This is a genomic window from Bacteroidetes Order II. bacterium, assembly GCA_016788705.1.
GTDB lineage: Bacteria > Bacteroidota > Rhodothermia > Rhodothermales > UBA2364 > UBA2364.
In genome coordinates this window covers 141,672-164,457 of record JAEUSQ010000015.1, presented here as the reverse complement: position 1 = coordinate 164,457, position 22,786 = coordinate 141,672, and the positions used below count along the sequence as shown (strand labels likewise).

The window sequence follows — 22,786 nt, the reverse complement described above, 5'->3', positions numbered from 1 at the left end:
TTTGCCCAGCGGAAGCCCTATGCACCCACAAGAACACATTCAGGCCCTTTCCGGCCAAGTGGAAGCAGCCCTTAAAAGGCTTACCTTGCCAGATTACCCGCCGGATCTTTACGCGCCCGTTCGATACACCTTAGAAGCTGGTGGGAAGAGAATTCGCCCTGTCTGTGTGCTGCTGGCAGCAGAACTCTACGGGGTTTCTTTGGAAACAGCCATGCCCGCAGCCTTGGCCGTAGAGGTGTTTCATAATTTTACGCTGCTGCACGACGACATTATGGACCGCGCAGACACACGTCGGGGGCGCCCTACGGTGCACCGGAAGTGGGACGAAAATGTGGCTATCCTGAGTGGAGACCTAATGATGGGAATGTCCTATGACTTGCTGGCACAAACGGGTAGTCCGCGTCTTGGGATCATGATCCGCCAGTTCCATAAAATGGTCATGCGGCTTTGTGAGGGCCAGATGCTGGATATGGTTTTTGAGAAACGAATGGATGTGCATATTTCAGAGTATTTAGACATGATAGATGGTAAAACTGCTGCACTTCTGCGTTGTGCTTTTGAATTGGGTGGATTGTTGGGTGGGGCTTCGGACGAGGATCGTGATGCTTTGGGCGCGCTTGGACAACACATTGGGATAGGATTTCAAGTTCAGGATGATTTATTGGATCTAACTGCACCCATCGGGTTTGGCAAGCAAAAAGGTGGGGATTTGATGCAGGGTAAACGTACGTGGCTGCTTCTTACGGCATTGGAACGTGCTTCCGGACCCGATCTTGCGTTTTTGCAGCGCACCCTCACGGGAGGAATGGCGGAAAGTGAAATCCCGCGGGCAGAAGCGCTTATGGAAGCGTTGGAAGTTACGGCGGATGCCGCAAAATTGGCGGAAACACAGTTTCTTGCTGCACAATCGGTCCTATTGCGCTTGCCCTCGTCTCCTGTTTTGGATACCTTGCAGACGCTGATACAATCGCTACAACATCGAAAGCAATGATTAAACGAACAGTAACGGTTCGGAACCGTGCAGGACTTCATACCCGTCCCTCCTCGCTGCTTGTTAAAGCGGCTTCACGGTTCAAGGCGGACTTTTTTATCGAAAAAGATGGTTTTGAGATCAATGGCAAGAGCATTATTGGTGTGATGACCCTCGCAGCCGAGCCTGGTGCTACCTTGTACCTGATGTTTGAGGGCGAGGATGCCACCGAAGCCGCTAATGAAATCTGTGCAATGTTTGAAGATGGCTTTGGAGAAGAAGCTATGATGACCAAGGTAGTTACTCCCAAACCACTTGCCTCCACTTAAGACGCATACCCCAATGGAGGAACCTGATACGTCCAAACAAACCGAGCAGATACTTCAGGGAATTGGCATATCGCCTGGTTTTGCCATTGCCCCTGCCTATCTCTTCTCGCGCACCAAACCTTCTTTGCAGCGTAAACAATTGAGTCACGAAGAAATCCCGACCGAACAGATTCGGTTGGATGAAGCGTTGGAACGTGCAAAATATGAGCTTAAAAAAGTAGCCTCGGTTGCCGAAGAGAAAATTGGTTCGGAGAGTGCACATATCTTTGAAGCCCAGGTACAGATTCTGGAGGATCCTGTTTTCACAAATGCGGCAAACGCATTTATTCTTAATGAGGCTTGCAATGCCGAGTATGCTGTTCAGATGACGTTGGAGCGCCATATAGGCCAAATGGAAGCCAGTGGAAATGCCTACCTTCGGGAGCGTGCACAAGAATTTCAAGATGTCAAAGACCGGGTGCTTCGATCCCTTCAGCAAAAACGCCTTATCTCCAAAATCCAACAACACCGTGTGGTGGTAGCGCAAAATCTGACTGCGGCAGATTTGGTATTGTTCAGCAAACGACAAGTACTAGGCTGTGTGATGGACATCGGGGGGACGACTTCTCATGCTTCCATTATGGCACGGGCATTGGGGGTTCCGGCCTTGATCTCGGCGGGCTGGCAGGCAGAACGGGTGGTAGAAGAAGGGGATTGGGTGATCGTAGATGGTTTTTCGGGTATTTTGGTCATTAATCCGTCTCCCGAAACCATGCAGGAGTATCGGCTAAAACAGGCCCAGTACAGCAAACTACTCGAACAGCAATCCGAACTTAAACACCTTCCCGCCGAAACCTTAGACGGGCATCGTGTGCATCTAAGGGCCAATCTTGAGTTTAGTGCCGAATTACCGCAGTTAATGGAATATCGGGCGGAGGGTGTGGGCCTGGTACGAACCGAGATGATGTATCTGGCACAAGGCCGTGCCCTCACCGAAGAAGAACAACTCGCACTTTATAAAGAAGTATTGGAAGCCACCTCCCCGTTTGTGGCCACCTTTCGTTTGATTGATCTGGGAGGTGATAAAGTGCTTCCATTGGGAAAGCACGAGCCTAATCCATTTCTGGGCTGGCGCGGTGTTCGAATATTGTTAGACCGTCAGTCGTTGCTACGTTCGCAAATCCGGGCCATTCTTCGGGCTTCGGTTTATGGGCCAACACGACTCATGATTCCCATGGTGACAAACATCGGCGAAGTAAGGGCGATTAAACGAATGATTGCGCGTACCAAAATCGAACTGGCGGCAGAAGGCAAGACTTTCGATAGTAAAATGCAGGTAGGGATTATGGTGGAAGTCCCTTCGGTGGCATTAATGGCGGATCTTTTTGCAGAGGAAGTGGACTTTTTCTCGATTGGAACGAATGACTTAACCCAGTATGTGCTCGCCGTGGATCGCGGGAATGATCTAGTGGCGAATCGCTTCGATGAAATGCACCCTGCTGTATTACAATTGATTGCCCATACCATTCAGGCAGCCCACCGAAAAGGTATTTTTGTGGGCATGTGTGGCGAGTTCGCAGCGAACCCACTTGCTACGCCCTTGTTATTGGGCATGGGATTGGATGCTTTTAGTGTCTCCCCCGTTTTTATCCCCCAGATCAAGCGCATCATTCGGAACCTGACCTATCAGGAAGCAAAGGAAATTGCAGAGCGGGTGTTGATACAGCAAGATGCACGATCGGTTCGCAAAGTGGTTTCGGAATGGTTTGGCCAAAATCAAGATATTCTCGCTTCTCTAATGAAAATCTAAGCACCATGTGCAGAAATGATAAGCGCTTTTTTGGCAAGCCCGTCTCCAATACGTAACTTCACGGGTTACACTTATAATCCAGATACGATGAAATCTCAGCGCCTCATTGCCTTGTTTTTCTTTGGCTTAACCTTGTTCAGTTACCCCATTATCAACCTCTTTGGTCATGGAGGCAAAATGGCTGGTATTCCGGTGTTGTATGTGTATATTTTTGTGGTTTGGCTTATAATCATTGTGTTGATGGCCTTGATGGCCGAATATTTCTCGGACATCCACCCAAACGAATAACCGTTATGTTGCCAGCTTGGGCCACGTTACTAATTGCCATGCTATACCTGGCTTTGCTCTTTGCAATTGCATGGTGGGGCGATCGGCGCGCCGAGCAAGGGCGGAGTATTGTGGGGAATGCATACGGGTATGCCCTTTCCTTGGCGGTATATTGCACTGCTTGGACGTTCTATGGCAGTGTAGGACGCGCTGCCAGCGAGGGAATCGGGTTTTTACCCATCTTTGTAGGCCCTACATTGATGATGCCGCTATCATGGCTCATTTTGCGCAAGATGATTCGCATCTCTAAACGTTATCGGATTACCTCGATTGCAGATTTTGTGGCATCTCGTTATGGAAAAAGTGCAACCTTGGGGGGCATCATTACAGTAATAGCTGTTCTGGGCGGAATTCCTTATATTGCACTACAACTTAAAGCCATATCATATAGTTTCTTAATTATTACAGGCACAACCGATACAGGAGGGCAAACCGCCTTTTATGTTGCGTTTACACTTGCCCTATTTGCCATCTTATTCGGAACGCGGCACCTAAATCCTTTGGAGCGCCATGAAGGAATGGTAGCGGCCATTACCTTCGAGTCTATTGTAAAACTGTTGACCTTCCTCTTGGTGGGAGGTTTTGTGACCTATGGCATGTTTGATGGATATGCGGACATTTTTACTCGTGCAGAAGGCATTCCTGGATTGGAAAACCTGTTTCACTTCGAGCCAGCGGCCTATTCGGATTTGATGTGGATGACCATTTTGTCGGGCTTGGTGGTGGTGCTCTTGCCCCGACAATTTCATATGGCGGTTGTGGAAAATGTTTCGGAGGCCCATATTAACAAGGCCATGTGGCTCTTCCCCCTCTATTTGTTGTTGATTAACCTTTTTGTATTACCTATTGCGCTTGGCGGACGCATTTATTTTGGCAATACACAAGCCGCAGATGGCTTTGTGCTGGCCCTACCCATTGCCGCAGACCAATCGTTTATTTCGATTCTTACATTTCTGGGTGGCCTTTCGGCTGCTACTGGGATGGTGATTGTGGCCACAATTACTTTAAGTACGATGGTATCCAATGATTTGATCGTGCCAACCCTACTTCGCCTCCGAAAGTTAAATATAGGAGACCGAATGGTGGTACCACGTTTCTTATTGTTAATCCGTCGAACTGCAATTATTGGTATTATTGCTTTAGGATATGGCTATTTTAAGTTGGTCCCAACCAGTTATACGTTGGTTAATTTAGGTTTAATTTCCTTTGCCGCTATCGCCCAATTTGCACCTGCCGTTTTTGGCGGGTTGTTTTGGAAGCAGGCCACCAAACTGGGGGCAATGTCGGGGGTGCTGGCTGGTTTCTGTATTTGGGGCCTTACGCTCCTGATTCCCTCGCTTGCAGAGTCGGGATGGGTAAGCCGTTCTGTTATCACGGAGGGGTATTTTGGCTTAACCTGGCTGCGGCCCTATGCACTTTTTGGACAAACGGACTACAGCTCGCTGTCTCATTCACTTTTCTGGAGCTTCCTCTTTAACGTCGTGGCTTTTGTGGGGGTCTCTTTGTTTACCAAACAATCGTTTGAAGAACAAAAACAAGCACTTGCTTTTGTAGATGTTTTTAAGCAAAAACAAGCATTGCCGGGGGTCGCATGGAAGGGGCAGGCACGGGCAGAAGATTTGGAAAACTTGCTCAAGCGTTTTTTAGGCCGCAGACGTTCCACGGAGCTGCTCACCCGATTTCATCAGCAGGTGAAATTAGCACTGGGTACGAACCGAAGCAGCGAGTTGGCGGAGTTGGTACAGTTTACTGAGACACAACTTAGTGCCGTTATTGGATCGGCTTCTGCGCGGGTTATGGTGGCCAGTGTGGTAAAAGAAGGACCGCTGGCCATAGAGGAATTGATGCACATGCTTGATGAAACCCGTCAAGTGATCCAATACAGTCGTGAACTCGAAGAAAAATCCCGTGCATTGGAGTTGGCCTCTGCGGAATTACGCAAAGCAAATGACCGGCTGAAAGAGTTAGATAAGATGAAAGATGATTTCGTTTCGACGGTCACGCATGAACTCCGGACACCACTCACGTCTATCCGGGCTTTGACCGAAATCATGCTCATGAACGAAGGATTGCCTGTTGAACAGCGAAAAGAGTTCTTACAACTGATTATTCGTGAGAGTGAACGACTTACACGGCTGATTAATGACGTTCTGGACATGGAAAAGACGGAATCTGACAGTGTAGAATGGTTGGTTTCAGAGTTTGATATTATGCCTGTCATACAAGAAGCTGTAAGGAGCCTTCAGGCACTTGCATCACAGAAAAAGGTGGACATCTTGCTTGTGCCGCCGGAATTCCCTATCATGCTTCAGGCGGACCGAGATCGGTTAATACAGGTATTGGTGAACCTCCTTTCAAACGCTTTGAAGTTTTCTGACGATTCGGGGAGTAGCATCTATGTTTCTGTCCGCAAAGAAGAGGAACACGTCTTGTTTTGTGTTCGGGATGAAGGCGTTGGGATATCGGAGGAGGAACAAAAATTGATTTTTGAGAAGTTTCACCAAGTCGCTCATATTCAAAAAGGTAGGCCGACAGGTAGCGGGCTTGGATTGGCCATTTGTCAACGTATTGTTGCGGCACACCAAGGCCGGATTTGGGTGGAGAGTGTACTGGGAAACGGGGCAACCTTCTGTTTTACCTTGCCGCTTAAAAGCGCACTGCCTCTCCGAAACAACGATTTTGTAAATCCGAATGCTGCGTTACCTCTCGCCACGGTCTTTAATCGAAAAAAAACATAGCTCCCTGCATAAAACCCCAAACCCTGCATCGTCATGAATCATCAAATATTGATTGTGGAAGACGAACCAAGTATTGTAATTACCCTCGAATTTCTGCTCAAACAAAAAGGTTTCACCCCCCTTATTGCTAGAGATGGGAACGAGGCCATGATATTTCTGGAAAATCATCAACCTGATTTGGTCATTCTGGATGTCATGCTACCCGGAAAAAATGGCTACGAAATTTGCCAGTCTATCCGGCACGAAACGCGTCTGGACCGAACGAAAGTGCTATTATTAACGGCAAAAGGTCGGGTGGCCGATGTTGAAAAAGGCAAGGCTGTTGGGGCCGATGCCTATCTCACCAAGCCTTTTGCCATTCAGTCTCTTATGGATCAGGTTGATCAATTGCTGGCAAACTGATCCTCATTTTATGATTTGGTATGAATCAATTTGAGGGTGCATTTGGGATTTTATTAGACCACATTCGGATTGGTGTGGTCGTTTGCAGGCGAGATGGACGCATTTTGGCAACCAGTAAATCTGCCAATCTCATCTTAGAAGATGAAGCGCTCCCACCCCTAGAGTCGGTGAGTTATTTGTCCGAAATCTTAGACCCACTGATTTTAGAAGATGCTTTTTTTGCTTTAGAAGACCGATTGGATGCGCCGGATCCTCGGTTTCATTTTGTTGCAAGATTGTCTTCGTCTGTTTTTTTACAGATTGACCTACTTCCCGTTGTGGAAAATGGGCTTCATCAAGATCAGATCGTCGTTAAATTGGAAGAAGTGGTCGAAGATGCGAATCAAGGGGTACCATCAGCAACTTTCCAGTCCACGATAGAACAGGTGCGGTCTCATCTGTCGGGGATTCGTGCAGCCATCGAGACCATGATGGCCTATCCGGAAATGGATGAATTGGTGATTCAGCAATTCCGGCAGATCATCTACGACCAAGCCCTGACCCTGTCGAAACAAGTGGAGGAAGTGCAGGAAGATTGGATCAATGAACGAAAATCGCAAGTGCCCTTAGAGGTCATGCACATCCGAGATTGGGAACGTTTCTTGCAAGATCAAATTGGCAGTCAAACAGATCTGAAGGTGCGTTGGGCAAGTGTTCAAGGGGGGGCGTGGCTGGAAGGCGACCGCTTTTCGTGGTTACAAAGTTTGTTGTTTTTGTTAAGAAGAATCCGTAACTCGATCAAGAATGAGAGTTTCAACCTCATGTTCGAAGTCCGTGGAGAAGAGGTACATTTAGATGTTTTATGGGTAGGCCCAGCCATACGCGGAGAACGATTAGAAAAGTGGGAAGATCAAATAATCACCGCCGACGAGATGATTCATCCACTTACGCTTGGCGAGGTTTTTCGTAGGCATCATGTGTCTTGGCTGCTTAATCCCGAAAAAGACGTAAGGCTTCGTCTCGTCTTTCCGGTTTATGCTCCACGTGCATTTGCTGATTGAGTCAAAAGAGCAAACGTTCATTCTTAACTACATCTTGTTATAACAAGTTGGAACATCTGGCATTAAGTTTGGTATATTGGCTTATTCATTAACCAAAACCAAAAAACATCATGTCTATTTTTAACTTGTTTCGTGGCGCCATGGGCGGCGGTGTAGAAACCATCTCACCTGTAGATGCACTTAATAAACTTAAAGAAGGGGTCAAATTAATTGACGTCCGTGAACCTGCAGAACTGAAATCCGATGGTAAAGTGTCTAAAGCCATTAATATCCCACTTGGTCAGTTGGCCCCGGACAAACTCCCACAAGATAAAGAAACCCCATTGATGTTCATGTGTCGCTCTGGCGCTCGTTCTTCGATGGCTGCCCGGCAGGCACAGAGTTGGGGTTATACCACAGTTTATAATGTACAAGGTGGGATCATGGGCTGGAAGGCAACAGGAACCTCCTTGAAGTAATTTTTCGCCAAAGCTCTCTTGCGAATGATGACCTTGGAAATATATGCACACCCAAAGGGGAACTTTTTGGGGAAACCTAGTGTTCTGCGCTATATTCCCTCCTTAGATTTTCGTTCCATCCTTTATACATTAACTGGAGATTTCAATGGACATCATGCAAATGATCATGCAAAATGTGGCAGGCCAAGCAGCCGGTCAGGTTGCAGAAAAGTTTGGTATTGATAAAAACGTTGCACAAAATGCAGTGGGGCTTGCTGCTCCCATGATCATGAGTGCGCTCGGCAAAAAAGCAGGTTCTGAGCAAGGTGCACAGGCCGTAGCAAATGGTATCAGCGGGGGCAACCCGATGGACCTTTTGGGCATGGTATTGGGCAATAAGCAACCCGCGCTTCAAAACCACGTCGCTCAACAAACCGGAGTGGACCCTAATGTAGCAGGTGGTATTTTTGAGACCATCGGTCCCATGATCATTGGAATGCTCGGGAAACAGCAACAGCAACAAAGCTTAGATGTTAACGGCCTTGCGGGCTTGTTACAGGGTGGAAAAGCCCAGAGCGATGGCATGTTAGGAGCCGTTGCGCCGTTCTTAGACCAAGATGGAGATGGCGATTTCGATCTTCAAGATATCATGAAACTTGCAGGTGGTGGCGGAAACAGTGGCGGTGGAGGTCTTGGGTCGCTTCTTGGGGGGCTCATGGGTGGCAAAAAGTAAGCCTTTCATGAAGACAACGCTCTACCGGTTTTTCTCGGTGGTTTCTATTGGATTGGGGGTAGCCTTTCTCGCTTTTGGTGTCTATGAATTTTCTCAACAAGGGAAATTAGACCTTAATTGGGGCGCATTAGGGGTATTCGGATTTGTTTTCCCCTTCGCGCTTCGCTGGTTCCTTTTAGAAACCGATTAACTTTTTGTAGATGTACCCACACCCTCTCTGTAGCCAATATGGAGAGGGTTTTTGTTTAATAGGTGATTGTCTTTTTTTGTTATACCCCGATGCAAAATACAAATGTTGCATACCTAAAGGCATATTTGGTGACACTTCTTATCCTATTTCTTTGGATGCTGGGGCCGATGATGCCGTGGGTACTTGATGAAGGAGGCGGTGTGGTATGGCGTTTTCAGTATCGGTATTTGTGTCATCAAATGCCCGACCGATGTTTTCGGATGCATGGCATCCCTATGGCGGTTTGTGAACGCTGTTTTGGGATATATGTTGGGTTATTTGTTGGCGGGTTATTTTATTGGCCTCTTAAAAAGTGGGATCACTTCCTGCTTCTGAAAGCACGCTGGTTGGTTGGTTTGGCTGCATGTCTGATGTTTTTGGATTGGCTGGGACCTATAATTTCGCTCTGGGGAAATGATTGGTTTACGAGATCCGGAACAGGTTTTGTTTTGGGCATCGTTTGTGGGTATTTTGCGGCTAAAGGAATGTTGCAACTTATCTTAGAGATCAAACGCATAAAATGGCATCTTCTATTTTCTAAACCAAACCAAAAGAAAACATGAACGCCCCATCAAAATTTCCTTCCATCTTGAATGGAGCCATTGTTTCCGCGCTGTTGGGTATCGTAATGAGCATACCTACTATGTTGTTCATGCGGGACTTATCACCCTTTGCCTTGTCTGGATTGGGCTTGTTGAATTGCCTTATTTTGCCACTTGCAGGGGCATTTACGGCTGTCTGGCACTATAACCGCGTACAAAATGGTCAATCGGCGGCAGGAGAAGGCGCAGCCCTCGGTGCTGGGGCATTGGCGTTGGGTTCTTTGTTCTCCAGTGCCCTTTCATTCATTTTCCAGATGACAGGGTTGTTTCCAAGCAACGAAGAAATAAAACAAATCAGCGAAGATATGCAGCGTAACCTATTGGGCAAACAGGGTATGGATGCCGAGCAGATAGAACAAGCGATTCAGTCTTCACAGCAGTTCAATTTTTTGAGCAATCCGGTGGTGCAAATTGTAGTGGGGGTTGTGATGATGGGCGTAGTTGGCGCAATTATGGGCGCAATAGCTGCTGCCTTGGTATTCAGGTCGAAGGAAAAGGAGTCTTAATACACAAAGAATCTTTGGTTTTTAATAGCAAAAAAATGGCGTATATAAAAGCGGATAAAATTCCTGCAATTCTGACGGTGGTTGTCGTCACTTGGATATTTGGCTTATTCTGGAACTGGGGCATTTTGTTCCTATCACAGTACTTAAATGTAGATGACATAGGCGTTTTATCCGTTTTTAGTTCGCTGATAAGATCTTTATTGGGTGTTGGTTTAGGTGTTTTTTTATATAACCAACGTCAGGAGGTTTCCGCTTCGGCAGTAGATGGCGCACTTATAGGTGGTTTGGGGATGGTGCTTGCATCTGTCTTGTCCAACTTGTTTGTTTGGGTCATGTTGAGAATGAGTGCCTCTTTTTCCTCCTTGAATCCGGCGTGGGTAATGATACAATGGGTCTTGATTGATGGGCTTATTGGGATTGTACTGGGGGCTGCATTTGCTGTTATATGGCCCAAGAAACGGCGTTCCGGCGATGAATAAAGAGACCTCCTTCTGGATCATGTAGCTAATCTTCTGAGTCTGTCTCACTATAAACCTAAAGATTTTACACCATAGTCAAGCGTGTATTATCGTTTACGGCTTTTGGGAGTTCCAAAAATTTCGGAAAAAATGAAGGCATTCTTTGCTGCCTCTGGGCTATGTAACAGGTTCGAGAGGCCTGGTTTCTTGGTAGGGGTCGGTTTGTCTATTTTTAGGGTTGGATTTTTTGGTTTTTCTTTTGGATGATCTCCAAAGAGGTGGTTTTCAAATTGCTCTTCCTGATTTTTGGAAAAAACAATGTCAAAATCTTTGGCTGTTTGGTCGTAGTCTTTTCCGGAAACATCATAATCGGCCCCTTGGTCAAACGTATTTTCGTTATCGAAATATTTGCCTTGTGAAAAATAACCCATAGGCTTCTTGTTGCTGGTTGTGGGCAACGTAGGTTTATGTTGATGGGGGTTGGCCAAAGCCTCGTATTCTTCCTTGGCGTTCTGCAATTCGCTCAAGACCTCTTCTATTTTAGTTAAGGATTTCTTTTTCTTTTGCTTCTGATCATCCGAAATTCCCTTTAAAATGGCCCAAATAATAAAGCCAACAAGATAAAATACCCAAGATTCCATAGACTCCTCCGTTTAGTTGGTTTCGTCGAAAAGGGTTGATTTGGCCTTTCGGTTACGCAGTGCCTCTATCACTTTGATATTAGCTTTTGGAAAGGCGAAGTGTTCGAGTTCGTCCTCCATTACCCATCGAAATGGTTGTCCGTTTGCTGAAACGGGAGTTCCACGCCCTAAAGTACATAAAAATGCATGAAGTGTAATCTTAAAATGTGTGTAGGCATGTTTCACCAGTGCAACTTTTTCGGTAATACCCACCTCGATACCCATTTCTTCTTGTAGCTCCCGTTTACAGGTCTCTTCTAAAGACTCATTAGGCTCTTGTTTGCCGCCCGGGAACTCCCATAAGCCGCCCAATAATCCATCGTCTGGCCTACGGCTGATGAGATACTGGCCCCTGTTATTAACAACCAATCCGATGGCAATGTGATGATGTGGTATTTTTGGTTTTTTTGAGACAAAGGGTAGCGCGCTTTGTTGGTTGTTTCTATATGCACTACAGGCAGGTTGTAAAGGGCAGGCCCGACAATCGGGCTTTGCGGGTGTACACACTGTTGCACCCAATTCCATGATGGCCTCGTTGAAACGTCCTGGAGATTCTGTTGGCAATAGCCTTGTGGCCCAAATCCAAAGGGTTTTACGGTTTTGTGGCAATCTAATGTCTTCTTCAAAAGCCAATATCCTTGCCAAAACCCGCATCACATTGCCATCCAAGACTGCCAGTGGTACTTGATAGGCAATAGAGAGAATTGCCGCTGCCGAATAGGGGCCAATACCCGGAAGGGCCAGTGCTTCTTCTGCGGTTTCAGGAAAAATGCCATTGTGGTTGGCAATGATTTGTTTCGCTGCTTTATGCAGATTGCGTGCGCGTGCGTAGTATCCCAGTCCCTCCCACCGCTTAAGGACCGCATCTAAAGGTGCTTTTGCCAGATCAAAGACCGTCGGGAACGCTTCCAGAAAGGCATGGTAATATGGCATTGCCTGATCCACCCTTGTTTGTTGGAGCATCATCTCGGATAACCAGATTCTGTAAGGGTCTTTGGTTCTTCGCCAAGGCAGATCGCGGGCCTGTATATCAAACCACTGAAGTAGGTCAACCTGAAAATACGGTTGAATTTGGTGCCATAGTTGAAGGTCTGAATGAGGTATTTCAGAATGGTTCATGATTTCAGGGTTACGGAGATCAGTATTTCGGAGGCTTCATTGGAAGCGGTATAGGCTCGAAATCGGATCAGGTGTATGGAGTCGGGTTTTTCCCGGTCGGTATCCCAATAAAAGGAGCGTTTTACCAACCAACTCATGGCGGGTGCCTGTACAATTTCGTAACGGACAAAAGGTTTCCCTGAACGTGTTCGGCGCGGCAAAACGAAGAGAAATGCACGGCCAATAGGGTGTTGTTGTATGGTAGAATCGGGGCGTATGGCCTCGGTCCGTTGGACGGGGTTTTGTGCGTAGGCGGTGGTATGCAGACAAAACCATAACCCTGACAGAAAAATCAGGCAGTTGGTGCGGAATATTTTTTTCATTACAAAACGGAATAGATGAGAATTATTAAAAATAATGCGTTACGGGGCTTAAAAAAAGGATTGTTTTTTCATTGGGCTTGTCTTTTTATACTATTGTTTGGTGCGATCCCTTGGTTAAGTGCGCAAACGGATAGGTCCATTGAATCTACTATGGTTATAAAATCAGTTAAATTTCTGGGACTTACCGATATTGAGGAAAGGTTCATACGTGAACAAATGGCGGTACGGGCATTGCAAAAGATAACGTATAAAGCCCTTCAAGAAGATTTGGAGCGCATTTTGAATCAATTTATAGGGCAAGGTTTTTTATTAACTCGTGTATATATAGAAGATGCTTTGGTTGATTCACAGGAGCAGGCGGGTTGGCATCTGGTGATACGAGTAGAGAAAGGGCCGCCCGTGAAGTTCTCTGGCTTGGTCTTAACAAATCCTACTCGCATCAAATCGGAATATATACGTGCGGTGCTGGGGCTGAAATCCACCCAATGGATGACGCAATTTGACCCCGAAACTGCGCGTACTCGGTTGCAAGAGATGGGCGTTTTTGAACAGGTGGCATCGGTTGAGGTTAAAATTGATCCCAACTTGGATGCGCAAGTAGTGGTGAAGGCGCAAGACCGTCCACCAGGGAGTTTCGACCTTGCGTTGGGCTATCTTCCAAAGTCTCAGGCGCAAAAAGCAGGTGTGGTAGGAAACGGAACCCTTTTGCTTCGGAGTGTAATGGGGCGTGGCGAAGAATTACAAGCCCAAATCAATCGGATGCCCGGACAGTCGAATCAGGCCGAAATAGCTGCCAGATGGCCTTTTGTGATGGGTTTGCCTATCCGGTTCCGAGGGAAATGGACAGGACAACAGCGAGATTCAACGTTTAACCAATCAGGATTTGAATTAGAGACAGGGTATGTGCAGGCAAACCGTCTGGAGTTTTTTGCATCGGTGGATCGGCGCTCGATTCGTCCGGGGGTAAAAGGGAATAAAGACGGATTGGCACGTTCCGATGCGTGGTTTGTAGGGATCGGGGTGGGTTATGAGATGGCTGACAGTCGCGTAAATCCACGAAAGGGCGCTCAAGTGGTTTCGGTGTTACAGCAAGGTAAAAAAGACGTGCAACGGCTCGACGGAGCACGTGAGTCTGTCAATCAGCAGCGGCTTTCGGTGGTATTACGGATCTTTGTGCCCACCTTTAGGCGTCAGGTATGGGTCTTGGGGGGCGACTTTAGGGCACTCTTTAGCCCTTTTTGGGATGATGCCGATTTGTTCAGGTTTGGTGGAGCAACCTCCCTGCGTGGTTATAATGAGGAACAGTTTAAGGGAAATGCTGGTGGGCGTTGTTTTACAGAATATCGGTATCAATTGGATGCTGCATCATATGCGTTTGTTTTTTTTGATGGGGGCATGTTACAAACCCCAAAATCTGTAGGAAATACGGCCAATCGTTTGGTACGGATGGGTTATGGTGTAGGCCTACAATACAGTACACCACTGGGCTTAATGCAGGTTTCTTATGCCGCCAATCCGGAGGAAGGCCCTGCAAATGGGCGGCTACATATCGGTCTGAAACTGGGTTTGTAAAGATCATAATCGAACCGCTCTTTTCTCGTTCTAAAGTTGCATTGGATGCATAAGTGGGAAAGGTTCGAATTGCAAAACAAAAAATCTCCATTTTTTCGAGTCGAAAAGGGTGGTTTCAAAATGGCAAAAAGCCTCTCCATTGGTGGAAAGGCTTTGCTTTTCGGTAGCGTGGTTGGCTTACCGTCGGAACATATACTGAAATTTAAAGAAAATAGATCGGTCGGTTGTGTACAGTCCGGGGTTTTGCGGGTATGTGGCATTGTCGGCATCAGCGCCATTGAGGTTCGCTCCCACGTAAAATACCGTTAACGGATTTACCTGATACGTTAACAAAGGCTGTAGGCTAAACCCTTCCGAGAAAGAATTGACCTGGCCAACCAACCGGATATTAAATGCACGGCTTGCTTGATAAGTTAGGGTTGTACGACTCACAAAACCACGATAAAATTCTTCGCCAGTAGTACGGTGCTTCATCATGGCGTATGAAATATTGGGACTGATTTCAAAGCCGCTGAAGGGTCGTAAATAAAAGCCACCCCATCCGCTAAACTGTCGTCCTGGCTCTGGCGTATCGGTTCTGCGGATGCTGTTACCATAATTAAATCCAATATCGAAACCAAAGTTTTTACTAAAGTTACTACCGCCCCACATGTTTATCCGGCGTAAGTCTTTAAACTGAACCCCATGAAACACTTCTTCGCTGATAACATTGGTATTAAATCCCACATATGACTGGCCTTTCATTTGAATATTCATGTTAAAGCCCAAAAAGGTGTCTCGCACTTTGTTGTCAAAAGACCAGATCCGTCCTGTGTATGCTGCTGGGCGAACTTGGGTGACAAACCGATCTTTGAAGTAGAATGAATATCCCTGCCAGATATTGGCTTGCCGGAAGTTGTTTTGGCTTACAAATCCATTGTCTGCGCGGAATGTAGGACTAACGGCATCGTAGCCAAAATAAAAATTCCACTCCCGCGATTGACGAATAAAGCCAATTTTGCCCGAATGCCCTGTAAACGTTTCTCCATCAAGGGCAACCGTGTGACGGCCTTGGTCGAAGGTGCCAGAAAGCCCATATTCGTTGTTCAGGGTAGGGTTATTCAGTTCTTCGGTTCTGCTGCCATTTAGTTGGTAGGTAAAATAATATTTTGGGGAAAAATTGATTTTCCCATCTAATGCCACCACAGAGCCACTACCGCCTTCAGGCATCCGACGGTCAGTTAACAACGCTGCTATATAATTTCCACCTTTCATGGCTTGTTTAAACCGGAGAATATTGCTTATGCTTCTTCCGTTTTCCAAAACCTCACTGGATTCTGATAAGGGGATGATAATCGGTGAATGCTCATCCATCGCTCCAATGTATCCAAAACTACTTTGGCCTTGCCGCGAAATGAACTTGGCTGCAACCAAAGGAGCATTCATCGAGCGTGTATAAACGGTCTGGAAAGGTTCGCCAAAATTAAACCCACTTTCCTGATCAAAGAGGTCTGCACCTTCTTGGAAGAAAGGTCGGCGTTCGGGGTAAAACAAAGCAAGTGTAGAATTAACACTGATTTGGTCGGCATCGGACTCAATCTGGCTGAAGTCTGGATTAAACGACATCTCGGCAGAGGTGTTTGAATTGAAATCTAATTTCAGGTTCAAAGAAGGTTCCATGTTCTTCAAACCAAGTTTTTCTTTGGTAAAAGGCGAGCCGGGGTTGGTGCTGTCTTCGCGACTGGCTTCATTTGAGCCAACGAGTGCAGGCAATATTTGGTAGTGCATAGACCCGCTCTTGACACCTTTGATGTTTTCGAGTGTACCAAATTGACACATGGTACAAGCATTGTTTTGTGTAAGTGCTGGCCATGCGTACATGTGACGGCTGGCTCGTGGGTGATTAACCAGAAAGTTTACTCCCCAAGACTGTACTTCTTTGTTCGGGAAACTTAGGCTGGAAAATGGAATGGCCATCTCTACTTCGTACCCCGTTTCTGTTTTGCGGCCTGCCGAAGTATAAATCAGGTTGTAGCTACTATCGTCATTGTTGCCATTTCCTCTTGAATCTACCTGAATCCCTAATGGATTTGCGCCTAAGAGTAAAAAATAGCTATTGTTCCGATAAGTATCTAAAGCAATAGCGACCCAGTCATCCGACCAAACCTCGTCCCGTTTTCCATTCGTGGACCTTAACGCAGAAGGCTCGTCTGTGACCCGATAACCAACATAAAGATACATTGCGTCGTATGTAATCCATGCTTCTGCTTTAATGCCTGGTGCAGAGCCTTCGTTGGGTTGGAATTCTGTAAAATCTTTGACCAAAGCACCAGTTGCCCATTCATCAGCCTTTAGTTCACCATCTACTTTTATGGGAGAGGGCGTGGATTTTAAGTTGAGCGCCTTGTTGGGATCGGTTGATTTTTGCTGGATTCGAGGGGTTGCGAACAGCAAAGCCGGCAATAAAAGCAATACAAAAGACAGCGGCGCGACCCGGAAACGGGTGGCCCAGAGAGGATTGGGGTACATGGAAATTACTCCTAAGTGAGGTTGTATTCCAGTCAGACCGAGGGTGGGCGCTCTAATGGAAAGGGTTGCAATAGGGGTTTAAAGGTTTCGGAATCAAAACGGATTGAAGTGGGGAAAGGTTACGAATGTGTAAATATTTTTTCAGACCATGCTGCTTTGTTATGAATGGGTGTGAAAAAAAGAGCGGATGGGCCTTCCGCAAAACCCATCCGCGTCCCACCATTATGCCTGAGATAAGCATTGAAGACTAAAAAGAGATGTCATGTAAGATTACAATGTTTGTTGGTTTATCGAATAGAACTTTTGGCTACTTTAATAATTCTTTTGGTGAATAAATGAATAATTTGATTAAGATATTTGCGATAAGACGTCATAAATAATCTCTAAACCGTTTTTAATTTCTTCTTCTGTAACTATAAGGGGCGGGATAAACCGAATGACATTCCCATAAGTGCCACAAGAAAGCAAGAGCAATTTCTTTTCCAAACAGCCTTTTTGGAGTGCGGTAACGGTTGCGGCATCTGGTGTACCGTTTTCGTCTCTAAACTCCATACCCACCATCAGTCCAAATCCACGTACTTCGGCAATGCGCGGAAAGGTGGCCTGAAGAGCCTTTAGCCCTGCGGTAAGTTGTGCGCCTCTTTCGGCGGCATTTTCGATCATGTTTTCGTCGCGCATCGCCCGGATAGTTGCAATGGCCGATGCAGCAGCCAGTGGATTTCCACCATAGGTTCCGCCGTGACTTCCGGGAATCCATTTGGCCATCATCTCGGAAGAAGCTGCAATACACGACATGGGAACCCCACTTGCAATGCCTTTGGCCATAATCATGACATCAGGCTTTACATTATAGTGGTCTTGAGCAAACCATTTTCCGGTACGCCCAAAGCCCGTTTGTACCTCGTCCATTACCAATAGAATGCCGTGTTCATCGCAAATTTCGCGCAGGGCCTTCATAAAAGCCGGAGGAGTAGGCACATAGCCTCCTTCACCTTGCTCTGGTTCCAAAATGATGGCAGCGGTTTCCTCAGGAGCTGTTTGGCTCTTCAATAAATGCTTTAATTCTTTAATACAATATTGGATGGTGGTTTCTTCGTCCCAGCCATACCGAAGCGCATGAGGAAAAGGTGCAACAAAAATACCTGCTGGTAGTGGCTGGTATCCAATCCGATAGATGGTCTTAGAGGTTGTCATGCCCATTGTCAGGTGGGTGCGTCCATGAAAGCTACCTTGAAAAACAATGATATTGGGCCGCTTGGTCACCTGCTTGGCCAATTTGACGGCTGCTTCGGTGGCTTCGGCGCCGGAGTTGGCAAAGAAAAACGAGTTTATGTGTGCTGGTACAATGGTCCGCAATTCCTCTGCCAGATCAATCAATACACGGGTATAGAAGACGTTCACTTGTCCATGTAACATCTTAGCTGCTTGTTCTTGAATGGCGGCTACTACTTTTGGATGGCTATGCCCGGTATTGGTTACGCCAATGCCTGAAGTGAAGTCTAAGTATTTGTCCCCGTTTTCGGTATAAACCCACGATCCGGAACCGTGGGTAACTACCAATTGCGAGATTTTTGTAGTGACGGGCGAGAGGTGTGTTTGCACGGGTGAATGCTGACTCATATTGTAAATCGGATAATAATGTGAGAGAGTTTCTGATAAATTTGCAGTCAAAGTACAAAATTTGGGGAATCATGTAAACGGGCGGCTTTGATTGACCCTAAAAATATTGCGTTTTTTATGGGGGTGTTGTGGGTCGTTTTTCACCATAATCTGTTTAGTACAAGCTTTGTGCCTCCGTATCATGAATGTTTATCCTTCAGATCACTTAAAATACACTTAGACATGACAGCATTAGATTATCAGGCACTTGTAGTACAAATACGGGACGTGAACCGACCCAAAGCAGAGCGTCTTGCTGATTTTAGAATCTTTCGGACGGCTTTAGAAACTGGTACCATTCGCGCCGCCGAACGGGATAGGGCAGGAAATTGGCACGTAAATACATGGGTTAAACAAGGTATTTTGGCAGGTTTCCCCCTTGGAGAAATGGAAGACGTATCGGTACCGGGTTTTCCGTTCTTCGACAAAGCCACCTATCCGGTTCAAGCATTCACCTTAGGCCAACAAGTACGTATTGTACCTGGTGGAACCACCATCCGCACTGGGGCCTATGTTGCACCCGGCGTTGTGTGTATGCCACCGAGTTATATCAATGTGGGGGCATATGTAGATGAAGGCACGATGGTGGATTCTCACGCCTTGGTAGGATCTGCTGCACAGATTGGCAAGAAAGTACACCTCTCGGCAGCCGCGCAAATTGGAGGAGTCTTAGAACCTGCAGGAGCGCTACCAGTGATTGTGGAAGACCATGTATTTATTGGAGGAAACTGTGGGGTATATGAAGGGTGTCTGATACGAGAGCGGGCTGTCTTGGCGTCAGGGGTTATCCTAACGGGTTCCAGTCGGGTATATGATTTGGTGAATGAACGGGTCATTACGCGGAACGAGTCTGGCGTGCTTGAAATTCCGGCTGGTGCAGTAGTGGTACCCGGTGCGCGTAGCATTTCCTCCGAATTTGGGGTGTCTCATGGATTATCGGTTTCGACTCCCATTGTGGTCAAATACCGCGATGATAAAACGGATGCAGCCCTTGCCCTTGAAGAAGCGCTTCGTTAAGGCTCCGTGGCCCATGTTTTACAGCCAGCGGATCATCAGATAGGCTGTTGGTCTGCTGGTTAAGGGTAGGTTATGCCTTAAGGGGCAGCATGCTGTGGGCAATGGATTGGGCAAGGAAGCGGCTGCAACCGAATAACCTAACAATAATTCTTATCCAGACGAAGTGATTAATCTGGCTATCTATAGCCTATTTCATTGTGCCTCTCTGTTATTTTAAAAGTTGTGTCCTGTGGTAAGCAAACCCAGGTCCTTCATATCCATATTCGTCAGTTTATAAAAAAACCGCCCATCAATAAGGATGAGCGGGCAACAGAGAAGTTGGTTTTCGGTTTAGGCAAAGCGATGTTCTACACGCTTCACTACTTCGTCGGCTACTTTTTCCTGAATGCCTTGGTCTAAATGACTGGTAAAGCCCACACAAGAGCAATTAATCTCGCCGAGAACATATTTGTCTTGTTTGTTTTCATCCCAATCCAGCATAAAATCGGCAGTCCAGATAAGTGGGATGTCGAAGCCACCCAATTTTTCCGAGATAACCGGTAAATACTTTAAGAAGAGCGCAACCAAATCAGACCATTTTTCAGGATTGTCGTAGGTGTATTTTGCGCCAGAGAATAAGGTTGCAGAAAAGGCGTCGCCCCCTTCAGCCGGTTTCTTATGTACGACGAAAATCGGGGTATCACCAACGAGTAAAATTCGGATTTCACCTTCTTTAATGCGTGGCATAAAGCGCATATCCACAAGCATCCCATTTTCACCAACTATGTACTTTTCGCAGAATGTCATAAATGCTTCCAAGGTATGATATTCTACGTGGTTGTCAACGGCTTCGGTACATTTGAGCTTGGTGTTTAGGGGCAGGGTGTCACCTGGTTGGAACGCATGTTCTTCGGCTACCTGAACCCGCCAGATGCCTTCCCCGGTTGAGCCTCGGTTTTGTTTAAGTACCCGTTCGCCATAAGAAAGGCTTACCGGGAAGGTTTTTTTGAAATGTGGAATGTCGTAATAAGCATGGGTGTCGTCCGGAACCAAGTCGGTCGAGGCCAATTTCACCAAGGCATCTTTTGCGCCGAAGTTGAGCATGGCATCCGGATGTGGCATCCCGATGAGACCATCAGTAGATAATTTGCGTAGGGTATCAAAATATATTTTTTCTCCGTTGGGCAAATTACCGGGATTGATTCGGCTGAGATAAGCGTCAAAAGAATCTTTTACATAGCCATAGATAGCCTCTTCCCATTCGTCCCGAAAAAAGAGCACCTCGGCATCCCATCCTTTGGATTTTAGCGCATTAACGATGGGCATGGTGTCTTTGCGGTGTCCATCCAGCCATTTATCCGAGCCGCCTTCCGCTTCAAATATTACAATGCGTTTTTTCATGATATTACTTTTTGATAAGGTGTGCGATATAGGGCAAGGGCACAAGTACAAACTATTCCACACAAGCCCAATCTCCAAATGATTCATGTGGTGGAATGGTAGTGTTTTTGTGAAGACTGATTCTTGCAATTCAGATAAGCACACCTTAGTTTGATTGGATTCTTAAATCCTTTTATCCAGCGCTATATGCACGATCCTTCTATTACCCGTCGGCGGTTTATGGGATATTTTTCGGCAATTGGTTTGAGCGGAACAATGTTTCCGGGTGTATTATATGCCCTTCACCATGGGAATACCAAGTTAGACGATACGCCTATTACCACCGCCGTCATAGAACAGGCCGAGAAACTTTCCGGGCTTACTTTTACACCGGAGCAACGCGAGATGATGGTACAAGATCTGAACGAAGCCCGTGCCGAGTACCAAGAAATGCAGGCTTTTCCATTGGGCAATGAGGTGTCGCCAGCATTGGTTTTTCAGCCAGATGTTCGGGGACGTTTGCCATTGGACGCGCGAAATACCACACGTATAACGGTATTGCCCCAAGCCGTAAAAAAACCGACCGAAGAAACCGATTTGGCTTTTATGAGCATTCGGGAGTTGAGCGGGTTGTTGCGCCGTCGAGAGGTGACATCGGTTGAACTGACCGAACTTTACCTGCGCCGCCTGAAGCAATTTGATCCTCAGTTATTGGCTGTGGTTTCTTATACCGAGGAGCGGGCAATGAAGGCTGCCCAAAGAGCGGATACCGATTTTGCAGCTAAAAAGTATCGGAGTTTGTTGCAGGGTATTCCGTGGGGCGCCAAGGATTTGCTGGCAACCAAAGGGTATAAAACGACCTGGGGATCGGTACCATTCAAAGATCAGGTCTTGGATTATGATGCGGCGGTGGTCGAGAAACTGGATACAGCAGGTGCCGTACTTCTTGCCAAACTCAGTATGGGTGAATTAGCGTGGGGGGATGTATGGTTTGGGGGCAAAACCAAAAGCCCTTGGAATACGGCATTGGGCGCATCAGGCTCTTCTGCTGGGGTGGGCGCCACGGTTCCAGCGGGTCTGGTGGGATTTGGGATTGGGACAGAAACGCTTGGCTCCATCATTTCGCCCAGTACACGGAGTGGGGTAACGGGTTTTCGGCCTACTTTTGGGCGGATCAGCCGGTATGGGGCCATGGCCCTAACGTGGAGTATGGACAAAATAGGCCCGATGTGTCGCTCTGCTGAGGACTGTGCCTTGGTCTTTTCGGTATTACACGGGCGCGATAAACGGGATGTTGTATCCCGCGATGCCCCTTTTTTGTGGCCGCTTAATCCGAAAACGTTGAAAATCGGATATTTCAACGAAGCCTTTGAAGCCGATTACCCTAATAAAAAAGCAGATCAGGAATCGCTGGAAGTATTAAAGTCTTTAGGATTTACGCTTATTCCTACTGCTGTTCCAAAAGGCTTTTTGCCCGGCGTCCTGACTATGGTGATAGATGTTGAGTCGGCTGCTGCTTTTGAGGGTCTTACCCGGTCTCATGCGGTGGATAAGATGGTACGCCAAAGCAAAGATGCATGGCCACATGTTTTTCGGGTAGGTCATTTACGACCTGCGGTGGCCTATGTGCAGGCAAACCGGATTCGTACCCAACTGATGCTGGCTATGGATGACTTATTTCAGGAAATTGATGTCTTGGTAAGCCCTTCGTTTGGCCGCGAAATCCTTCAAATTACCAACCTGACCGGACATCCTGCGGTGTGTGTGCCCAACCGCTTTGATCTTCTCAAAGATGAGCCTAATGCACCCGCACGAGAAGCCGGAAGTATTTCATTTATTTCAGGTTTGTATAAAGATGATCAGGCATTGGCAGTCGCCCATGCTTTTCAAACCGTTACAGACTGGCATAAGCGACGTCCGCCCATTGGTAGGTGAAAAATAGAAAACAAT

At 46.8% G+C, this 22,786-nt stretch carries 22 protein-coding genes; 16 read left to right on the top strand and 6 right to left on the bottom strand.

Annotated elements, in window-relative coordinates:
- Positions 1-19: 19 nt before the first annotated feature.
- The 13 genes from JNN12_03535 (at position 20) to JNN12_03475 (ending at position 10,581) form a co-directional block, all read left to right on the top strand.
- Positions 20-991 carry a polyprenyl synthetase family protein gene (locus JNN12_03535; GenBank protein MBL7977387.1) on the top strand — a complete coding sequence of 324 codons (972 nt, stop codon included), beginning with the start codon at positions 20-22 and terminating at the stop codon, positions 989-991.
- Entirely contained in the window at positions 988-1,299 is a 312-nt protein-coding gene (locus JNN12_03530) for an HPr family phosphocarrier protein (GenBank protein ID MBL7977386.1), read from the top strand. Before JNN12_03535 ends, JNN12_03530 begins: the two co-directional genes overlap by 4 nt.
- Positions 1,286-3,088, top strand: coding sequence for a phosphoenolpyruvate--protein phosphotransferase (gene ptsP / locus JNN12_03525; protein MBL7977385.1), 1,803 nt, complete (start codon positions 1,286-1,288; stop codon positions 3,086-3,088). The genes JNN12_03530 and ptsP overlap by 14 nt, the downstream gene beginning before the upstream one ends.
- 87 nt (positions 3,089-3,175) lie before the next feature.
- The gene (locus JNN12_03520) at positions 3,176-3,376 is read left to right on the top strand and encodes a hypothetical protein (GenBank protein ID MBL7977384.1); all 201 of its coding nucleotides are present in this window, start codon (positions 3,176-3,178) and stop codon (positions 3,374-3,376) included.
- Positions 3,377-3,381: 5 nt separating this feature from the next.
- Positions 3,382-6,153, top strand: a complete 2,772-nt coding sequence (locus JNN12_03515) for a histidine kinase (GenBank protein MBL7977383.1) — start codon at positions 3,382-3,384, stop codon at positions 6,151-6,153.
- A 33-nt stretch (positions 6,154-6,186) separates the two neighbouring features.
- Complete coding sequence (locus JNN12_03510; protein ID MBL7977382.1) at positions 6,187-6,555, top strand: response regulator; 369 nt, start codon at positions 6,187-6,189, stop codon at positions 6,553-6,555.
- 20 nt (positions 6,556-6,575) lie between these two features.
- Positions 6,576-7,595, top strand: a complete 1,020-nt coding sequence (locus tag JNN12_03505; GenBank protein MBL7977381.1) for a hypothetical protein — start codon at positions 6,576-6,578, stop codon at positions 7,593-7,595.
- A 110-nt stretch (positions 7,596-7,705) separates the two neighbouring features.
- Positions 7,706-8,053: a rhodanese-like domain-containing protein gene (locus JNN12_03500; protein MBL7977380.1), complete on the top strand. Its 348-nt coding sequence runs from the start codon at positions 7,706-7,708 to the stop codon at positions 8,051-8,053.
- Between the two features lie 145 nt (positions 8,054-8,198).
- A complete protein-coding gene (locus JNN12_03495) occupies positions 8,199-8,765 on the top strand; it encodes a DUF937 domain-containing protein (GenBank protein ID MBL7977379.1) in 567 nt (188 codons plus the stop codon).
- A gap of 7 nt (positions 8,766-8,772) precedes the next feature.
- Complete coding sequence (locus tag JNN12_03490) at positions 8,773-8,955, top strand: hypothetical protein (protein ID MBL7977378.1); 183 nt, start codon at positions 8,773-8,775, stop codon at positions 8,953-8,955.
- Positions 8,956-9,044: 89 nt separating this feature from the next.
- A complete protein-coding gene (locus JNN12_03485) occupies positions 9,045-9,557 on the top strand; it encodes a DUF2085 domain-containing protein (GenBank protein MBL7977377.1) in 513 nt (170 codons plus the stop codon).
- Positions 9,554-10,102, top strand: a complete 549-nt coding sequence (locus JNN12_03480) for a DUF4199 family protein (GenBank protein ID MBL7977376.1) — start codon at positions 9,554-9,556, stop codon at positions 10,100-10,102. The genes JNN12_03485 and JNN12_03480 overlap by 4 nt, the downstream gene beginning before the upstream one ends.
- A gap of 35 nt (positions 10,103-10,137) precedes the next feature.
- Positions 10,138-10,581 carry a hypothetical protein gene (locus JNN12_03475; protein MBL7977375.1) on the top strand — a complete coding sequence of 148 codons (444 nt, stop codon included), beginning with the start codon at positions 10,138-10,140 and terminating at the stop codon, positions 10,579-10,581.
- A gap of 86 nt (positions 10,582-10,667) precedes the next feature.
- Here JNN12_03475 and JNN12_03470 read toward each other — a convergent pair whose 3' ends face one another.
- From JNN12_03470 to JNN12_03460, 3 genes are read right to left on the bottom strand one after another with little or no spacing between them, the layout of a single operon-like run.
- Positions 10,668-11,201, bottom strand: a complete 534-nt coding sequence (locus JNN12_03470) for a hypothetical protein (protein ID MBL7977374.1) — start codon at positions 11,199-11,201, stop codon at positions 10,668-10,670.
- 12 nt (positions 11,202-11,213) lie between these two features.
- Positions 11,214-12,359, bottom strand: coding sequence for an A/G-specific adenine glycosylase (mutY, locus tag JNN12_03465; GenBank protein ID MBL7977373.1), 1,146 nt, complete (start codon positions 12,357-12,359; stop codon positions 11,214-11,216).
- On the bottom strand, positions 12,356-12,721 hold the full coding sequence (locus JNN12_03460) for a hypothetical protein (GenBank protein ID MBL7977372.1): 366 nt from the start codon (positions 12,719-12,721) through the stop codon (positions 12,356-12,358). Before JNN12_03460 ends, mutY begins: the two co-directional genes overlap by 4 nt.
- A gap of 150 nt (positions 12,722-12,871) precedes the next feature.
- Between JNN12_03460 and JNN12_03455 the strand changes: the two genes are divergently transcribed.
- The gene (locus JNN12_03455; protein ID MBL7977371.1) at positions 12,872-14,293 is read left to right on the top strand and encodes a BamA/TamA family outer membrane protein; all 1,422 of its coding nucleotides are present in this window, start codon (positions 12,872-12,874) and stop codon (positions 14,291-14,293) included.
- Between the two features lie 177 nt (positions 14,294-14,470).
- Here the strand turns inward: JNN12_03455 and JNN12_03450 are convergent, their stop codons facing one another.
- Both JNN12_03450 and JNN12_03445 read right to left on the bottom strand, forming a co-directional pair.
- A complete protein-coding gene (locus JNN12_03450) occupies positions 14,471-16,801 on the bottom strand; it encodes a carbohydrate binding family 9 domain-containing protein (protein ID MBL7977370.1) in 2,331 nt (776 codons plus the stop codon).
- A 348-nt stretch (positions 16,802-17,149) separates the two neighbouring features.
- Positions 17,150-18,421: an aminotransferase class III-fold pyridoxal phosphate-dependent enzyme gene (locus tag JNN12_03445; protein ID MBL7977369.1), complete on the bottom strand. Its 1,272-nt coding sequence runs from the start codon at positions 18,419-18,421 to the stop codon at positions 17,150-17,152.
- 222 nt (positions 18,422-18,643) lie between these two features.
- On the opposite strand from JNN12_03445, the gene JNN12_03440 reads away from it, so the two are divergent.
- Positions 18,644-19,477, top strand: a complete 834-nt coding sequence (locus tag JNN12_03440; GenBank protein ID MBL7977368.1) for a 2,3,4,5-tetrahydropyridine-2,6-dicarboxylate N-succinyltransferase — start codon at positions 18,644-18,646, stop codon at positions 19,475-19,477.
- Between the two features lie 330 nt (positions 19,478-19,807).
- Here JNN12_03440 and JNN12_03435 read toward each other — a convergent pair whose 3' ends face one another.
- On the bottom strand, positions 19,808-20,857 hold the full coding sequence (locus JNN12_03435) for a Cj0069 family protein (protein MBL7977367.1): 1,050 nt from the start codon (positions 20,855-20,857) through the stop codon (positions 19,808-19,810).
- A 186-nt stretch (positions 20,858-21,043) separates the two neighbouring features.
- On the opposite strand from JNN12_03435, the gene JNN12_03430 reads away from it, so the two are divergent.
- Positions 21,044-22,771 carry an amidase gene (locus JNN12_03430; protein MBL7977366.1) on the top strand — a complete coding sequence of 576 codons (1,728 nt, stop codon included), beginning with the start codon at positions 21,044-21,046 and terminating at the stop codon, positions 22,769-22,771.
- Positions 22,772-22,786 lie beyond the last annotated feature (15 nt).

Excerpts from the sequence above, each read along its gene's own strand:
- JNN12_03500 (MBL7977380.1), top strand. The coding sequence starts at position 7,706 with ATGTCTATTTTTAACTTGTTTCGTGGCGCCATGGGCGGCGGTGTAGAA.
- JNN12_03430 (MBL7977366.1), top strand. The coding sequence starts at position 21,044 with ATGCACGATCCTTCTATTACCCGTCGGCGGTTTATGGGATATTTTTCG.
- JNN12_03450 (MBL7977370.1), bottom strand. The coding sequence starts at position 16,801 with ATGTACCCCAATCCTCTCTGGGCCACCCGTTTCCGGGTCGCGCCGCTG.
- JNN12_03480 (MBL7977376.1), top strand. The coding sequence starts at position 9,554 with ATGAACGCCCCATCAAAATTTCCTTCCATCTTGAATGGAGCCATTGTT.
- JNN12_03485 (MBL7977377.1), top strand. The coding sequence starts at position 9,045 with ATGCAAAATACAAATGTTGCATACCTAAAGGCATATTTGGTGACACTT.
- JNN12_03510 (MBL7977382.1), top strand. The coding sequence starts at position 6,187 with ATGAATCATCAAATATTGATTGTGGAAGACGAACCAAGTATTGTAATT.
- JNN12_03440 (MBL7977368.1), top strand. The coding sequence starts at position 18,644 with ATGACAGCATTAGATTATCAGGCACTTGTAGTACAAATACGGGACGTG.
- JNN12_03470 (MBL7977374.1), bottom strand. The coding sequence starts at position 11,201 with ATGGAATCTTGGGTATTTTATCTTGTTGGCTTTATTATTTGGGCCATT.
- JNN12_03495 (MBL7977379.1), top strand. The coding sequence starts at position 8,199 with ATGGACATCATGCAAATGATCATGCAAAATGTGGCAGGCCAAGCAGCC.
- JNN12_03530 (MBL7977386.1), top strand. The coding sequence starts at position 988 with ATGATTAAACGAACAGTAACGGTTCGGAACCGTGCAGGACTTCATACC.
- JNN12_03515 (MBL7977383.1), top strand. The coding sequence starts at position 3,382 with ATGTTGCCAGCTTGGGCCACGTTACTAATTGCCATGCTATACCTGGCT.
- JNN12_03445 (MBL7977369.1), bottom strand. The coding sequence starts at position 18,421 with ATGAGTCAGCATTCACCCGTGCAAACACACCTCTCGCCCGTCACTACA.
- JNN12_03490 (MBL7977378.1), top strand. The coding sequence starts at position 8,773 with ATGAAGACAACGCTCTACCGGTTTTTCTCGGTGGTTTCTATTGGATTG.
- JNN12_03460 (MBL7977372.1), bottom strand. The coding sequence starts at position 12,721 with ATGAAAAAAATATTCCGCACCAACTGCCTGATTTTTCTGTCAGGGTTA.
- JNN12_03520 (MBL7977384.1), top strand. The coding sequence starts at position 3,176 with ATGAAATCTCAGCGCCTCATTGCCTTGTTTTTCTTTGGCTTAACCTTG.
- JNN12_03505 (MBL7977381.1), top strand. The coding sequence starts at position 6,576 with ATGAATCAATTTGAGGGTGCATTTGGGATTTTATTAGACCACATTCGG.
- JNN12_03535 (MBL7977387.1), top strand. The coding sequence starts at position 20 with ATGCACCCACAAGAACACATTCAGGCCCTTTCCGGCCAAGTGGAAGCA.
- mutY (MBL7977373.1), bottom strand. The coding sequence starts at position 12,359 with ATGAACCATTCTGAAATACCTCATTCAGACCTTCAACTATGGCACCAA.
- JNN12_03475 (MBL7977375.1), top strand. The coding sequence starts at position 10,138 with ATGGCGTATATAAAAGCGGATAAAATTCCTGCAATTCTGACGGTGGTT.
- JNN12_03455 (MBL7977371.1), top strand. The coding sequence starts at position 12,872 with ATGGTTATAAAATCAGTTAAATTTCTGGGACTTACCGATATTGAGGAA.
- JNN12_03435 (MBL7977367.1), bottom strand. The coding sequence starts at position 20,857 with ATGAAAAAACGCATTGTAATATTTGAAGCGGAAGGCGGCTCGGATAAA.